General features: G+C 62.2%; 8 protein-coding genes and 1 pseudogene. 2 read left to right on the forward strand and 7 right to left on the reverse strand.

The genetic code is table 11. From position 1 onward, the window contains the following. Positions 1–351: 351 nt before the first annotated feature. Positions 352–669, forward strand: a complete 318-nt coding sequence (locus tag NKJ08_RS03295) for a hypothetical protein (RefSeq protein WP_352781243.1) — start codon at positions 352–354, stop codon at positions 667–669. Positions 670–893: 224 nt separating this feature from the next. Next, positions 894–974: pseudogene (locus tag NKJ08_RS03300) on the forward strand (DUF3768 domain-containing protein); the annotation flags it as partial. A gap of 90 nt (positions 975–1,064) precedes the next feature. Here NKJ08_RS03300 and NKJ08_RS03305 read toward each other — a convergent pair. From NKJ08_RS03305 to NKJ08_RS03335, 7 genes are read right to left on the reverse strand one after another with little or no spacing between them, the layout of a single operon-like run. After that, entirely contained in the window at positions 1,065–3,149 is a 2,085-nt protein-coding gene (locus tag NKJ08_RS03305; protein ID WP_352781244.1) for a hypothetical protein, read from the reverse strand. Next, the gene (locus NKJ08_RS03310; protein WP_352781246.1) at positions 3,146–3,691 is read right to left on the reverse strand and encodes a hypothetical protein; all 546 of its coding nucleotides are present in this window, start codon (positions 3,689–3,691) and stop codon (positions 3,146–3,148) included. The genes NKJ08_RS03305 and NKJ08_RS03310 overlap by 4 nt, the downstream gene beginning before the upstream one ends. Further along, a complete protein-coding gene (gene dpdJ, locus NKJ08_RS03315; RefSeq protein WP_352781247.1) occupies positions 3,691–8,259 on the reverse strand; it encodes a protein DpdJ in 4,569 nt (1,522 codons plus the stop codon). Before dpdJ ends, NKJ08_RS03310 begins: the two co-directional genes overlap by 1 nt. After that, positions 8,260–8,943, reverse strand: a complete 684-nt coding sequence (locus NKJ08_RS03320; RefSeq protein WP_352781249.1) for a hypothetical protein — start codon at positions 8,941–8,943, stop codon at positions 8,260–8,262. Continuing rightward, a complete protein-coding gene (locus NKJ08_RS03325; protein ID WP_352781250.1) occupies positions 8,940–12,059 on the reverse strand; it encodes a hypothetical protein in 3,120 nt (1,039 codons plus the stop codon). The genes NKJ08_RS03320 and NKJ08_RS03325 overlap by 4 nt, the downstream gene beginning before the upstream one ends. Continuing rightward, positions 12,052–12,933: a hypothetical protein gene (locus tag NKJ08_RS03330; RefSeq protein WP_352781251.1), complete on the reverse strand. Its 882-nt coding sequence runs from the start codon at positions 12,931–12,933 to the stop codon at positions 12,052–12,054. Before NKJ08_RS03330 ends, NKJ08_RS03325 begins: the two co-directional genes overlap by 8 nt. Continuing rightward, positions 12,933–15,296 (reverse strand): DEAD/DEAH box helicase, encoded by a 2,364-nt coding sequence (locus NKJ08_RS03335; protein WP_352781252.1) that lies wholly within the window; start codon positions 15,294–15,296, stop codon positions 12,933–12,935. The genes NKJ08_RS03330 and NKJ08_RS03335 overlap by 1 nt, the downstream gene beginning before the upstream one ends. Positions 15,297–15,376: the final 80 nt, after the last annotated feature.

Consider the following 15,376-nt stretch of genomic DNA (forward strand, 5'->3'; position numbering starts at 1 on the left):
GGTCTCTTCACACAATGCTTAATTGCGCCGACCTCTTGCCGCCTCGCAGCCGTCCAATGATGCCAGTTCGGTGACAGGACTCCGGCGAAAGCCGAAAAAGGCGGGCCGTTCCCCCGAGGCTCCCCGCGACCGATCCAACGTCGGCAGAACGCCCGCACCAACAGGCTTTGCGCCCGATCATTCGAACCTGTGATGGAGTATGCTGAACAATAAGCGGACAGTGCCACATGGATGGTCTGATCAGTCCGGCTTTTTTTTAGCGGACCGTTCGGCGCCGAGTGCCATTTGAACCTGCACTCGTCTTGTGCAAGTGGTCCGCTTTGGCATGGACAGTTGGTGGAGCGGAAAAGTATGGTCCTGTATCTTGAGCACAAGGATGCGATAGCTGGAATTCTGCTCGATCGGGCGAAGCAACGCCGCACGATCTACTACAGCGAGTTGGGCGCGGCGCTCGGCATTCCAGCCCAAGGCCCATGGAAACCAATTCTTGACGAGATCTCTCGGGAAGAAACGTCAGCTGGTCGGCCAGACATCACATATCTCGTTGTCTCAAAGACCACGAACTTGCCAGGCCAAATAGGCTTTACGGCTGCGAAGCCGCCTTCGGCCGCACAAACGAAGAGAGCGCTCGAGACGATTGAAGCTGTCTTTGACCACTACCACAAGTAATTCTCTACTAGTCGACGCAATGCGTTGATCGCGCCCGTTTCAGGATTATGTCCCCTTTCGGACACGTTAGATCTTCTGAATTTGCGGGGCACGCGACAGGTGTAACCTACAAGACTTGGTGGGCAAACGAGTTGCACCAAACGCAGAAGGGCTTCGATGCGGTTACAAAGAAATTTGCAGCCACAACTTGACAGGGCAAGGTACAGCAGAGGTTCGACCGAGCTTTCCAGTTCGGCAGCGACGATCCGGCCGATCCAGGGGCGACCGCCCGCGTTCTCACGATCATGCTCGCCGGCGAACACTAAGCTCTCGACCGCCCCTGGCGAGGGAGAACGAAATTTGCGGCTCTTGCACCGCCGCTGTCGCTATGTGAGATCGATGATAGTGGAAGACCGCTACATCTCGGTTCCCGCCGCGCGAACTCTTCGTTCGAGCGCCCGGACGATACTCGCGCTACCTGTCCCTTGCACATATTCGAGACGATCTCTTACCTTATCGAAAGCACGATAAACTGCGTGTTTGGCGGCACCCCACACGAATAAGATGACATCTGCCGTTGCTGCTGATGTGGTGCCTTCGCCCGCAGCATGATCCGTCACTATGACGACATGGGCTTGCGTGCGATGTTCGATTTGCGCGGCGGCTTCTCGCGCCGCACGTTCATGCAACGATACTATTGCGATCTTCTTGAACCCCGCCGCAAGCAGAGGATCGTCCGCAGATTCGAGGGGTTGCCAATCTCCACCGAGTGCTTTGTCGGTCGTGGCCACGTCCAGGCCGAGGCGGCGACCTAGCCGATACCAAAGATGCCGGTCGGCGACAGAAAACCCTTCATGGTCAATGTTTATGAGGCCGGCACCCGCGTACCATACGGCAAGATAGTCTTGAGCGGTACTCTGCTCAGTGAGAAGCTCTAGTGCTTCTCCAAGCCAGGCAAGGCGCGAGCGGACCGGCCGGGCTTCCCACCAGCGCGTGACTGCGGTTGCGACCACGCCCTCCAAGCGGCCGTCGAGACGCAGCAGTGCGTCCGCCATGGTGAGCAGCAACTGTCCGTCTATCAGATCGGTGGACAGTGCGCGGCTCGAAGACCAGATGTCGAGCACCGCCTGATAGAGTGTAAGGCGTTCTCGCCGCGGAAACCGCTCCTCGCAGACATAGGCGTCGATGACTGTCGTCAGGACCTGATCAGCCTGGGCGCGCTTCTTCGTATCCGCTGTGATGTCCGAGTCCGTGAAGAGTTCGATGACGAAGTCGCCGTCACCCGGCTCGCAGGCGTCGGGCATCAGAGCGGCGTGCTGGAGGAAAGCCGCCAAGGGCTCGTATGCGCTGGTCGCAATGAGCGTAGGAACGTCCGACCAGCCGAGCGGCAGCGTGGGTTCGGCCGTGACCTGGACCCGCTCGGCTCTGTCCGTTTCACCCTCGGCAACAGGAGGCTCGACGGGCTCTACAATTGGCGACGCGACCGCCTGGGCTGTGGTCTTTGCAAGCTGTTGCGGCGCGGGTTCTGAAGCTGGCTGCGGCGCGATCGCCGTCAGACTCGCGGCGATCGCCGCAACGACCGTATCGCCCGAAAAACGGATTGCCAGTTCATGGAGCCGGAGTGCGTCTTCCATGACCGCCGCCTCATAGGCCGCCATGCGCACGACTGCTGTATCGGCATCATCCGCAGGATGATCGGCAAGCCCGGCAAGCCGGTCACATAAGGGCAGATAAGCCGCGAGGGCAGTCTTGATGTCCCCGGTAGCCTCGTGATCAGCCAAAAAGACCGCATGGTGGGCCATGAGCACACTTTCGACGACGCGCTGGGGCACCTGCATCGACAGCAGGATGTCTAGTTGCGGATTATCGACGATCGCCCGATCGTCGCCAAAAGCCGCCGCGAGGCGAATGCGCATCGATAGCGCATTGGACGCGGTATCGAGTTGACGCTGGTCGATTTGGTCGATCGCCTGGAGCGCCGTGTCCCGGTCGCCAGTAGCGAGCCCCAGCGTGAACTGGCGGCGCAGCATTTCAAGGGTCGGGCGCAGCTGCGACTGGCGGGCGGGTGCTTGCGCGATGACCGCGCGCATCGTGGCCAGGCGCGCGATGAGATGATTCGTGTCCGCCGGACGGCTGTGCCAGCGGAAATAGCCGTGGGGCGACTGCGCCAGCAACAGCGACCCCATTTGTCCGCTCGTGCCGCTCTCCGTGACGATCGATGGCGCGGATTCCCAGCCGAAGCTCGGGAGAACCCAGCACCGCAGATCCTCGATCACGCGCCGAAGCTCCTCCGCCGTTGGACCGAGGGTCACCCACATGACATCCTGCCGGCGAGGATAGGGGAGAGACGCGGCCTTGCCGCCGAGCGCCGCGGCGATCTCGCCGGCGAGCGGATGGTCGGCGGAAACGTTGCCGTTTTGGGATAGCGAAAAAGCCAAATCCCCAGGAAGTCGCGCACCAAACATGTCGAGCATCGACATGATCGTGTTGTTGTCGTTCATGCAAGCGTCTTCCAATGACGGTCGAACTCGAGATAGGCCGCCGCAATCTTTGCGGGCACCCCATTGCCGACGACGCTGTGATAGACGACCTTTTCGCCGCGCACGCGAACTCCGAAATGGGTGAGGTTCATCGATCCCTCAATGTAGAAGGTTGGTGCGAGAATGCCCTTTTCGTGGAACTTGTTGTCGCCGAGGCGACACGCCACGCGCGATGCATTCCTAAGCGCCGGGGTGCTCATGAAGGCGCCCGAGCGGTCATTATCGGTCGTGAGCAGTCGCACCTCGAGCTTGCTCGAGAGCACGCTCAAATAATCCGAGAAACGGATCCATGGCTGCTCGGCGAGACGCGGAAACAGCGCGGCAAAGTCCCTAAAGCGGTTATCGAACAGGTCGAAATCGGTGATCCAGGGGCTTGCAAAATAGGCCGGCCGGTCATGCACCCCCAAGAGCAGGAGCGACGCCAGCGCCGAGCGCAGCAGGTCGGGAAGCGGCCAGCCTCCACCGTGGGTCCAGATGTCGCGGCTTTGCAGCACGGGTCGCATCACCGCACTCCCATGTTGCGGATTTCGACGCCCACGCGCCAGCCGTCAGGATTGCGCGACACGCCGCTCAGGATAGGCCAGACGAGCAGATAATCGCGCTCAAACGGCTCCGTGAGGAGCGTCTGCAGCGCCCGCGCGATTTCCCCCAGGTCGTCGACGGCGCCGATGATCTCAACCCTGTCCTCGTTCGCCAGCAGAGCCTGGAGCCGCTCGACCCAACCCGGCGCTACCGAGAGCGACGGCGTCTTAGGCCCCGAAGCGCTTAGCCAGTGGTCAGTCAGTTCCCGCGAAGGACGAAAGTCGCCTGCGAAGCGATTGGTGTTAGCAAGGCATTGCGGACAGCTGTCGTGGCAGCCGGGCAGCAGAAAATCCTGGATCCGCGCGAACAGCTGTACCTCTGTTGGCTGTTGCCCGGTCTTGCGCTCGATCATCGCCGAGAAGCGCCGCCGAACACTGGGGGAGTCGACCAACAGATAGGCGAAAACGCGCGCATCGATGGGCGCACCAAGCCGCCCTTCTCTGTTCGTCCACAAGCGGTTAAGGGCGTCGAACCAAGCGTCGGTGGTCGAGTCGCTGCTCTGTTGGAGCAGGTGGCCGGTCACTGCAACGACAATTTGGCGCGATGCACCAAGGCCCGCCTCTTCCAAAGTCCTAGTGAGGCCCGCTTGCGCGGAGAGAGTTTGCTGATAGCCCCGCGCACGCCTGACCGTGTCGAAGGCGTCTGCGAGCACCTCCGGCGTGCGGGCGCCTGCTGCGACGGCGACCAGGCTCTTGCTAATGTGCGCGCGGGTGCAGAAGCCAAGCGCGTGCGTCAGCGCCCGCTCGAACGCACCGTCACCGTCGAGCGACGTCTGCACGAAAGCTTCGATCTGCCCGATGCCGCCGGGCGCGCTTTCCGAAATGACGATCCGCGGATTCCCGTCATCGCTGAGGACATCCACCATGAGATCACCCTCGCCGACGTCGGTCGCAATGGCATGGACGGCGCTGAGGCAGGCCTCGGCGAGCGTTCGTAAATGGCGCTGGCGCAGCCAGGCCTCGAAATCCTCGCCGAGATCTGACCAAAGCGCGGTCTCGGCGCGCGAGATTTCTACGCCGCAAGCGGGGTCGGACCAGAGCGCCTCGAGCCGCTGACGCGTCTTGCCGCCGGCATCATGATCGTCAGCATCGTGATCGTCGAGCGCCGAAACGCTGAACATACGCGAAAGCACTCGCCCGATCGACGCTACCCGCTTGCTGGAGAGTCGCTCCTGCGCCACCTTCAGGCTGCACTTGCCCTTGAACGCCGTCGCGGTGAGCATCGCAAGGCTGGTTTGCCACAGCCATTCGAGCGTAAAGCTGCTCGCCGCTTCACGCAGCAGCGACGAGTCCATGAGCAGATGCTTGAAATAGTCCTGGCGCAGCCGGCCCATGGTCGCCTCATCGAGCGACGGGCGGGAGCGCAGATGCTCTTCGCGAATCTGGAATACAAGGGCGTCTACCGTCTGCTCAAAGCCGACGAACTCGCGTACGTTCTCGCCATCGTCCGAAGTTGACGTGAGCAGGACGGTACCGCGGCGTTCAACGCCGCGGTTCATTAGGATGTCGAAGCGGCCTTCACTGGTGCGACGGCGAATCAGCACTGCATTAAGGTCGCCGTGAAGATAGGCGCGCGTGTCGTCGAAGACGTCTTGCCAGTGTTGCCGGTTGAACAAGGGAAGCGAGCGCCCATCGCCGACACGCTCGGCGCTATTCACCCAGAGCCAGGCGGCATTGCTACTGTCCTTGACGTCGCGCGGCCGCTCGACCAGCGGCACGCGCAGCGGCTGGAGTGCTGCCGAGGCCCGGTCAGTGCCGATGGCGAGACTGTCGGGGAAGAACTGGCGCGCCGGCACCATGACTGGACTGGGCGCGGTGAGAAGCTGCTCGGACCCGGCGAGCCAATAGCCGCGCTCCTGGCGGCTTACCGAAAAGCGCTTGGAGACGCGCCCCGGACAAGATTCAATGAGTTGCGCCGCGATCCCGCGGGTTTCAGTGTCCTTGTTCGTCCCCGGAAAGTCGACCGTCACATCCGACGCCGCGAGATCGGCAAAGGATGCGGCGGGGATGAAGCTTGGAAGCGGCTGGCGCGCAGCGCTGTCCTCGCGATCATTGCTCCGGCGTAGATCGGCGAAACGCCATTCCGCCTCGAGCTTGCGCAGCAGCGACGGCACGGCGTGGCGAAGCACTGGCCGTGGCGCTTCCCAGAGCATCGTGTCGACGACCCGATCGATGTCTTCGTCGCTCGCGGAACTGAACCGCTGGGTATGGCGCACCACCCAGCCTAGATCGCGGCGGAAGGCGGCATAGTCGTCGCCGAGATCGAGCAGGCGGCGCAGCAAGGCGACCGCGCGTCCGCGCGCGCCGGCGTCATACTTGCCGGGGCGCCGCAAATAGCGCACCGGATCCGCTGCGCCCACCCGCCGGCCGAGCCAGTCGAGCAGGAAGCTCGTCGCCTGGACATGCTGCACATAGGGATTGAGCAATGGCACCTTGATTGGTTCGACATCCGGCTGGAACAGGCGCTCGCTGTTCTGAAACAGCCAGCGGTCGCGGCCCCAGTCCGACAAGATCACGAGCGTCGTCGGTCGCGAACCGCGCGTGCGCCCCGCCCGACCCTTGCGCTGCAGGAAGGATGCAATGCTGCGCGGCGCCTTGTGGTGAATAATGGCGCCGACATCGGGGTCATCGTAACCGACCTCGAGGCTCGCGGTGGCGACGATGATGTCGGAGGAGGTATCGGCGCCTGGGTCTTGAGAGCTGCAGCGGCTCACTCGAGCGCCCTGGCGGAGGTCATAGCCGAGCGTATCTGGCAGCGACCAAATCTGGCCATCCGCAAGCATTGCGCGTTCGGTCGACTGGCTTACCGTCTGGCCGGATTTGTCCGGCGGCAGCCGATACTGGGCCAAGCGGTTCCATTCAGCGTCATCCAGATCGGGGAGCCAGCGGTTGAGGCTGTCAAGTTGATCCGTAAAGCCGAAGACCTTGCGCAGATATAGCGACCGACCGGCAAGGCTCGTCCCCGGCGGATAGCTGACATGGGCGGGTGTCAGCAGCCGCGATTGTAACATGGCCGCCTGGATCGACGTGGCGAGCAGCGAGGCGCCGGACGCAGCATCGCCCTTGACGATGACGGTGTAATCGCGGCCTTCAGCTTCGAGTTCGTCATCCATCGGGGTGCATTCGACCACGCGTTCGGGATTGACGCAGCCGATCGTTGCGAGATGTTTGGGCGCGTCACGCAGTGTTGCCGACAAACCGACGACATGCAGTCCCTTAAGCCGCGCCGCCTGACGCCAGCGCGCGATGATCCAGGGCGCTTGGGCGCCGCTCAGCCCGCTGTAGTTGTGGACCTCGTCGAACAGGAACAGCCGCGGCTTCTCTTCGACTCCGATGCCAAATGTCTTGGCCCAAGCCGGATTGCCGAGCTCTCGATGCATCATCTCGAGCGACAGGAACAGGATATCGGGCGGATTGGCCTGCAGACCTTCGCGGGTCAACTGGATGACACAATCGGAGATCTCCGGCGGCTCGTCGAGCGCGTCGACGCGATAAAGGGTGGTCCGTCCGGCCTTGCGATCGGCATCCAGCCAGACGAGTTCGCCACGGCTGACATGAAAGGGCGCGCGAAGGAAGGGCACCACCCATCCGCGATTGTGTACGCGCTTCCATTGTTTGAGGAACCGGCTCTTGTCCCCAAGATCAAACTGGTCGGCGGGCGGAAGATCCCCCAGCAAAGCCCCGACCGTGATCGGCCGAATGCCATTGGCCTTTAGGACTGTGCTGAGTTTGCCCGCCTCGGAAATCGCTTCACGGAGCTGATCGGCGAGTAGGACATTTCGCGGATAGACCGCAATGACCTTGGTGAAGCGATTGGCCGATCTGCCGAGGTCGCCAGCGATCGCGGTGAAGGCGGGAATGTAGAACGCTTTAGTCTTTCCCGCACCGGTGCTGGCGCAAACCACCGTCCCGCTTTGCTCCTCGGCGCCATAGGATCGGAAAATCCGCTCGAAGGAGCGCACCTGGAACCCGGCGAAGGAGAAGGCGCCTCCTCCATCTGGCCGGGACGCGAGAGCTTCAAACACTGCGCGCTGGAAGGTCGGCTGTGACGCATACGCCGCCATGCTGGCCCATGCGGTGTCGGCGGTGATGCCGATCGCTGGATAGCGTCGCGGTGCGAGATGGAGCTTGATGTCGGCGACAAGGCGGCGGCCGCTCGCCCAGTCCTGATAGCCGAAGCGCTGGCGCAGATGCGCAAGCAATCGAAGCCCTTCGGCAAAGCGGCTGCGGACGCGTCCCGAGCCATCGGGCACCAGATGCAGGAGGTCGGCGCGCCGCATCTGGGTCAGCAGGGTGCCAAGCTCGAGGCCGTCGGTGGCAAGCGCATCCCATGCCTCGCGCAACGGATCGGGCGCGTCGGTCTCGATGAGAGCCGAAAGGTCGGCTTCGTCGAAGGCGACATCGTAGAAGCCCCAATTCTGGAGCCGCTGCTCGCATTCTTCGATGAAATTGAGGAAGTCCGAAACGAATGTCGGCGATGGGATGGTCATTTAGAGCCCGACCTTCAGCATTGACCAGACTGCCGGATTGGCACCAAGGAATGCGAGCACCTCGGCATTCTGGAGATCCTTCGCCTTCGCGCGACCGCTCGCCGCATCAATCATGAACTTGCCGGCATGCCCTTCGAGACCTAAATTGGCGATCGAAGCCGGGATGCGCGCGGCGTTCGCTACATAGACTTCTGCCGCATCTGGAGACGTGGGCGGAGTGTCGCGCCAATCTCCGAGCCGCGCGATTGCGGCATTGAGCGCTGCTGCACCAGGAAGGGATGCGCGTTCGGCGGCTTCGGCCAGCGGCTGGTAGCGTTTTCCCTGTTCGTCGACCAGCGTCCGCCAACCCTTGGTAACAGCGTCCGACGTATTTTGCAGGCGCTCGTTGATCGCAGTTAGCGTGACGTCAGCCTGCTTGCGATCGAAACCCGCTCCGGTTTCGAGGCGCGCTTTGAATCGCGCTGCGCTAGCAGACACCTGCGCAAGGCCCTGTTTGGCCTTTTCGACAAAGTTTGCGCCTTCGACAGCCTCAAGCGCCGAACTCAGGCTGCGCAATCTTTCGGCAAGGTCAGCTGAGCTCCTGAGCTTGTCGCGGATCGCGACCATCTCTCGCAACTGGGTGGCGCGCTTCTCCTTGTCGGGGATGCCTTTCATATATGCGATAAGGTCTGAGATCCGGCTCATGCCACGACCTCCTGCGCAACGTCGCTGATCCGTCTCAACTCAGCGACAATCTCGCCCTCGATCACGTCGGGGTCGCCCTCCCCACTCATATGAGCTTGCTTCGCCTCGGCAAATTCGTTTGCTGCTTCGATCAGGAGCCGACATCGCTCGACTATGGCCGCGACTTCAAGAAGCGCCTGCGGATCGAACAGCAAGACATCAGTGTCGTTTGCCCCTTCCGCGACCGCGGCGGCGTTCACCAACATTTGGGCCATAGGCGCACTGCGATCGGCAATCTTGTCGCGTTTGAAGAAGTCGGTATCGGTAGTTGGCCAGCGGAAGGATGACTTTAAAAGCTCGATGAGTCGAACCATGTCCGCGATGAAATCGACGAAGCCAGCATAATCTCCGCCGGTTGCAAAACCGTTGCGCGCCAGCACATGATCGATCTTGTGAAGCAACTCGCCGATCGCTTCGCGCTCGGTCGCGATCGCGTCGGGTAGCGCTGCCCAGGCCTTGAGTCCGTCGAGCGCTTGGTAGCGCGACTTCCAGTATCCCGCCGAAAAGCCGGGGGGAAGGGGCGCGATCGAGGGATCACTGCGCGCCTCGGTGATTGCCTCTATGATCACCTGGGGGTCGATGACGAGTATGCCGCCCGTCGCCCCTTGGGGAAGATTGGTCTCCTCGACGAGAAATGATTGCAGCATGCGCCGCCGCTCTGGCAGGTCGCTATAGAGTTTGCGTAGCGGATCGGTGAGTACCGTTGGCAGCTTTATCGCCTCGATAGAAGTCACGTGTGACAAGGCGGCTGGCGTATCGCGCGGCAGTTCGGCGCGGCGCTCGATAATCGCCGACATGCACAAGAACTTAGTTGCGTGCTTTATCGGCACGGTCGTTGAAAGATCTACGGGATCGAGCGAGGCAAGCATCGCGTCCTGGTGCTTGCGCAGCCAGCGCGCCACAATCCTCTTGTAGCGCTCGCCTTGCGGAAAGTCCCACGTTCCTCTGCCTTCGACCCCATGATGGGTCAAGGCGACTATGAGATCATGGCTGTCTTGGGTGCGCTCGAAGGCGAAGGAGACCCTGTTTGGCACGGCCTGGGTGGCGGAGTCCTGGATACGTATCGAACCACGATTTGCCTCACGCAACAGACGTTGAGCGGGCGCCGCCGGAGACCGGATGTCGTCGAGCGGAAGCGCACCTTTCAAGAAATCGAGCAGCATCTCCTGATAGTCTCTTGGGGTCTCCAGCTTGTCACCGGACCACCAGCGCTCAAGCCGGTTGAGAAGATCCGTGAGCTGCTTGTGTGTGGCGGCATCGACCGGGGCTGGTGGCGGTGGGGGCACCACTGCGTCGCTGCCGGTGGCTTGGCCGCCGGCACCCTTTGCGCTCGCAGCCGGGTCGCGAACCGTCTGGATCGGTTCGCCACCGGCGGCCTTAGTGCTGAACTCCGGCAGACTGAACGGCTTAAGCAACGCATTCAGGTCGCTGGCAATGTCAGGTACTCTGGTCTTGCGTGTCCACGCTTCGACCAAGAGGCGCAAACGTGTCTGATCGCCAGCCGCCCATCCGCCGAGATAGGTTTCGGCGAGCGTTTGCCAATCGGTTGGGGGCTGTCGGCTGATCGGCAGGGTCAGAGGATAGCGGTCGCCTTGGTCGAGCGCATCGATATGGCGCATCACCGGTTTGGTAATATGATCGAGCAGGCCACGTTGGGTCGGGCGAACGCCTGTCTGCGACTTATCAAGATGGTCGAGCAGATAAGGTGCGGTCCCCGGCCGGAAGGGAAACAAGCCAACGACCGTGTCGCCAAAGGCGACACTGCCGAACGCTGCATGACAGGCCTCTCTTACCGGGCAGTCGTCACACGCGCTGACGCTCACATCGCCCCCCAGTTGCCGATGATCGGCGATTAGGGCGACCTGCGGTTCCGGCAGGCGCGCGGCATTCAGATAGCGCGCGATGAAACGATCAATCTCCGCATTATCGTCGGCCCAGAATGCAGCGGTCGCGTCCTCGGAAAAGGATAGAATCAGGCCGCTGCCGGCAACGCGTTGATATTGGTTGTCACGCAGACGCTGGTAGGCCTGCTCAGTCATCCCGAGGACCGACGTGAGATCGCAGAGGCTGGCGTCGTCCTGCGGTTCGACCGCGTTGACGACTTCGTCGTCGAGCACCGAAAGCGTCGAGACATCTTCGATCAGCAGCACTAGCCGTTTGTTCTCTTTTTGCAAATCTTGGCGGATTGAACGCAGAATCGTTGAGAGTGCCGCGTTGCCGAGGCCGGTCAACTCGCGCAGCGCGGCGCGCAGGCTTTCGTTGCAGAGGCGCGCCGCCTCTTGGGCGGACTCCGGCTCCTCCGCGAACTCGTCGATCAGCCGGCGGACATTGGCTGTGTTGAGGCTGTGGCTGCGCTGTTGCGGATTGTCGATCCGGAACTCGTCCGCTGTGAAGGGCGGAGAGCTCTCGCGGTCGCGTACTTCGCTCGGGCTGATCAACTGCTGGATATTGCGGTCGATCACCCCGCCCTCGCGGCAGAGCCAGGCACCGAAGCCCTCGGCGTGGAAAGCTTCGGCGAGATGGCGGATCGTGCGCGGCAGCGGCGGCCTGCCCGCCTCTTCCCAGCGAACACCGAGTTCGAGATGGAGTTCGGTCGCAAGCTTCTTGCGCGCCTCCTTCTCGGAGATGCGGTCGATCGCGGATTGCACCGGCTCAAGATATTTGTGAAAGCGGCGGGGCAGTTGCTCGACGAGTTGCTCGAGCGCATCCTTGAGGCTTCCGGTGCGCCGCCGCACGAGCACAGGCAGCACATTGGCAAACTGTCCGGTTTTCAGCGCGTGGTCGTAACGCAGTTTCACCCAGTTAATGAGATGCGACTTGCCGGTGCCGGGCGCGCCGTGCACCAACACGACATTCTCGCGCGCGCTCAAGCGCGCAATATGCTCGAACACCTTAGCGTCGGTGAGCGTACGTTCGGTGTCGCCGACGCGGACGTGCGACATCGGCGCATGCGTGGCGAGGAAGCGCGAAACGCTTTCGTCGCCCATCGCGGCGACAGTCCGCACTGTTGCCTCGAGATTGGCATCGGTCCAGCACGGTTGCCCCAATCTGGTGGGCACGACGATCGGCTCAGCCATTGATGCGAGTTCCCTTGGCCGGGGCATAGCGCACGCTGGAGACACGGTCGGACTTCAGATGAACCCCGTCCCGCGGCGGTGCAGCCTTGGCGATACTCAGGCCATCGCTATCGAGCGGGCAGTTGAGCGTTAGCACTCCGTCGAGATGAAGGTCGACTAACGCATGCGACAGACCGAGTGAAATCACGCGGGTGGATCTGTCCCAGTTCGGATTGGCTCTCAGGAAGAGATGCCCTCCGTCAAGTTCGGGGCATTGCTGAGACAATCTGTCCATGAACGCGTCAATCGAAAGATCACGCTCCGAGTTGAAGACGGCAGGAAGTTGCCTCGCCAAACGCTCATAAGGGTTTGGGTGGAAGCGTTCCTCGCCGTCGTGCCAGCCTAGCCCGCTATAGCGAAACCAGCGCCGGAAGCCGCGATACTTGCTATCGTTGAACCGGTTCGGCTGCTTGGCTCCGCCGAACACTTCCCGCTCGAAGCGCGCTTCCCAATGGTCTCCCGCCTCTTTGCCAGCTGCAGCTGACTCGTCCCGCCCGAGCAGGAAGGCGTAGAAGAGCCCAAACCAGGGTTCGATCTTGTCGTCGCGCAGTACTTTGTCGTCAATGGCTTCGACCACAGCCCTCCGAGCGGAGCGGTTGTCGCGAGTGCGGCTGGCGCGGATCATACCGTCAGCATGGTCCTCGATGAGATCAAGTTCCCGCGCCGCCGTGATCGCGCGGCCCGCCTGGTCACTCTTGCTGGTCCGCGCCGGAAGCCCCTCTGGCTGGAGCAGCAGGCGTATCGTCGACGAATCGAGCTTGCGATCGCTCATTGAACGGACCACTTCGAGCAGCATTTCGACGCGAGCAGGGGTAGCTTCAGAGTCCGTGAACATTAGATTTGTGTCCGCCATTCGTCATAGGATGGAAAGAAGAACGCGCCCTCATGGGTGAGCAGGACGCGGTCATTGGCATCAGTGATCTGCGCATCCTTGGGGAAGAGATGCGAAATCCGCGCCCCAGCGCGCAACCGAAGCACCGCGCGATCAGGTATGCGCCCATGGATGGCGACGACATGCTTGTCGGGATCTATATTGAGCCTGCCAATCTCCCGCGTGTCATCGAGACGATAGAAGTGCCGGCTGGCGGGGAGGAGTCGCACCGCCACCGCCGTCGTCAACTGCCCAAGAAGGTCGGGTGCGCAAAGGAACTGGAGGAGCCGCTGCTCACTGATTAGGTCGGCCACGCGATCGGCCAACGCGCCGATCGCCTTCGCGCCGTTTGAGAAGATTTCTGAGGAGACGATGTCGAGCCTTGGCTTGGTCGGCCCCAGCGGATCGAAGTCCAACGCTGGGATCGAATAGCGATCGAGCGGTTCGTTGCGGCAGGCAATGCAGCCGCCACAGGCAATGATCGTTTCGGCGCCATATTCGCGGCGCAGCAGCCGACAGATCTTGGCCGTGCCTGCGAGATAGTCGTCGAGCGCCCTGATGCCGCGGCCTGCCTCGCGCAGATCGTGTTCGCGCGGCGATTTGAGTAGTTCTGCGATCCGAGGATCACTTGGCACGAAGTTGCAGCGTAGGCGCACGCGCTCGACCCGCCCTTCTGGAAGAGTGCTGTCCTCTTCGAACTGGAGGTCAACGAGGTCGATCAAGCGGGCGCGCGCCATCATCAGCAACAGCCGCTTGTTCCATCGGATATTCTCGCCATAGCTGCGCCCACCCATCAGCCGCTCGTGCTTGGCATTGGTCGGAATGTTGAGAATGCCGCCCTCCTCGTCGCGCGCCGCACCCAACATCGTCTGCCAGCGCAGCGAGATGAGGTCAGCGCCGAGCATTTTGGGCAGCAGGCTCGTCGCTACTGTCCGATCCTTCGGCATCAAGGGTATCCAAAGCGCGATGGACTTCGCGCCATCGCGCCCGCCGCGCCCGACTTCCTGGTAGTAGCGATGGACATTTTCGGGGTAGCAGGCGTGAACGACGGCGCGGACATCGGCCTTGTCGACCCCCATACCGAAGGCGGAGGTCGCCACCATGATCTCGATCTCGTTGGCTCGCCACGCGAGCAGCAGCCGGCGTCGATCAGCGCCAGAGGTATCGCCGTGAAAGCATTCTGTCGCAGCAAACCCGATCTTGACAAGCATGTCGCGGAGCCGAACAGCCTCGCTGACCTCGGTTACATAGAGGATCAGCGGACGAGGCAGATGGTGAAGTGCCTCGACTAGCGCCGCCTCGCGATCATCGGGCATCGTGAAGCCACTGCTGAAATAGGAAATCTCCGGGCGCAGTCGCTGGCAGGCGAATTGTCGCCATAGATCGCCACCGAACATCGCGCGCAGCAGGTCGAGGCAATGCGGGGTGAACGTCGCCGAAAGGAGCAGAGTACGCAGCGAGCCTCCGCTAGACTTCAGCCATTGGCTCCGGCGGAGTGCGAGTAACTGGAATTCCACGCGGAAATGCCCACCCCAGGAATCGATGATATGGGCTTCGTCGACCACCAACGTGGCGAGGCGACCTGTGGCCGCCAGATCATCGATCACTGGACGCAAGCTGCCTGACACCAAGGATTCAGGCGATGCGAAGAGTAATCGGCAACTCCCATCGCGCAAGGCGGCGCGCACCGCTGCGGGATCGCTTACAGTGTCGTTGGCGGAATAATAGCGCGGGCCGAGATGCGGGAAGTCGGCCAAGATTTCCTTGGCGGCGATGTACTGGTCGATCGCGAGCGCCGTGGTCGGTACGACAACGATCGTAACACCGGCGCTGAACCGCGCGGCAAGTTGGAAGCTTAAGCTCTTGCCCGCGCCGGTCGGCAAGCCCAGCAAGGTGGTCGAGCCGGGCGGTGCCGTCAGCGCCTGCCAGCAGGCCTCCTTCTGCGCTGCGGAGTGCCAACTGCGCATTTGCCCTTTTGATAGCGACCACAGCCACGGCTCTGCGGGGAGGCTCTCGTCGGGTGTCGCCAACAAGGGCGGTTCGTCAAGCCCCTGGCCGTCGGGCCAGATCTCTTCGGCCAGCCAATCCGGGCAATATGGAGCAACGATCAGATCGCCTGCCGCGGAAAGCGTGACCCCGCATGCCTCGCCGACGGCGGCGAGTTCGGACGTCCAGTTCCCGATGAAGAGCCTCCCGCGCGACCAGCGCACCGCCTGCCGCAACAGTACGCCATGATCGAGCGTGGGCGTGGAACAACGCTTGAGCAAAGCCAAGAAACGCCAACGGGGATATTCGGGGTGCCAGGTCGAGGGCGGCGATACGATCATCTCGGGTGCAGTCCCGGTCGAAAGAGCGGCGCGAAACTGCTGTGCTAGGGTTGGTCCTACCGTCGAAGAGGCAAAGCTCG

It is taken from the genome of Mesorhizobium sp. M0244 (assembly GCF_040321795.1).
GTDB lineage: Bacteria > Pseudomonadota > Alphaproteobacteria > Rhizobiales > Rhizobiaceae > Mesorhizobium.

Coding starts and splice junctions, on each gene's coding strand:
- NKJ08_RS03295 (WP_352781243.1), top strand. CDS start 352: ATGGTCCTGTATCTTGAGCACAAGGATGCGATAGCTGGAATTCTGCTC.
- NKJ08_RS03305 (WP_352781244.1), bottom strand. CDS start 3,149: ATGAACGACAACAACACGATCATGTCGATGCTCGACATGTTTGGTGCG.
- NKJ08_RS03310 (WP_352781246.1), bottom strand. CDS start 3,691: ATGCGACCCGTGCTGCAAAGCCGCGACATCTGGACCCACGGTGGAGGC.
- dpdJ (WP_352781247.1), bottom strand. CDS start 8,259: ATGACCATCCCATCGCCGACATTCGTTTCGGACTTCCTCAATTTCATC.
- NKJ08_RS03320 (WP_352781249.1), bottom strand. CDS start 8,943: ATGAGCCGGATCTCAGACCTTATCGCATATATGAAAGGCATCCCCGAC.
- NKJ08_RS03325 (WP_352781250.1), bottom strand. CDS start 12,059: ATGGCTGAGCCGATCGTCGTGCCCACCAGATTGGGGCAACCGTGCTGG.
- NKJ08_RS03330 (WP_352781251.1), bottom strand. CDS start 12,933: ATGTTCACGGACTCTGAAGCTACCCCTGCTCGCGTCGAAATGCTGCTC.
- NKJ08_RS03335 (WP_352781252.1), bottom strand. CDS start 15,296: ATGATCGTATCGCCGCCCTCGACCTGGCACCCCGAATATCCCCGTTGG.